The following is a 242-nucleotide window of genomic DNA, read 5'->3' as shown; positions in this document are numbered from 1 at the left end:
CGATTGCTCGGTGGGTGGTGCCGAGCTGAAGGCAGGGGAAATGGTCTTGATCCCGACGGCGGCGTTCGGGCTGGACGAGCGCCGGTTCGACAATCCAGGCACCGTTGATATCGAGCGTAAAGGCAAGATCAATGTGACCTTCGGTGGTGGTGCCCACCGTTGCCTCGGCTCGATGCTCGCCCGCGTCGAGCTGCGTGTATTCCTCGAAGAATGGCTGCCGCGTATTCCGGACTTCTCCATCA

General features: G+C 61.2%; 1 protein-coding gene. It reads left to right on the top strand.

Annotated elements, in window-relative coordinates:
- On the top strand, positions 1–242 hold a 242-nt coding region (locus HWE01_RS22765), incomplete at both ends, for a cytochrome P450 (RefSeq protein ID WP_241822975.1).

The organism is Herbaspirillum sp. C7C8, from assembly GCF_022627875.1.
GTDB lineage: Bacteria > Pseudomonadota > Gammaproteobacteria > Burkholderiales > Burkholderiaceae_D > Herbaspirillum.
Note: the sequence above shows the minus strand (reverse complement) of the source record. Positions and strands in the feature narration are given on the sequence as shown.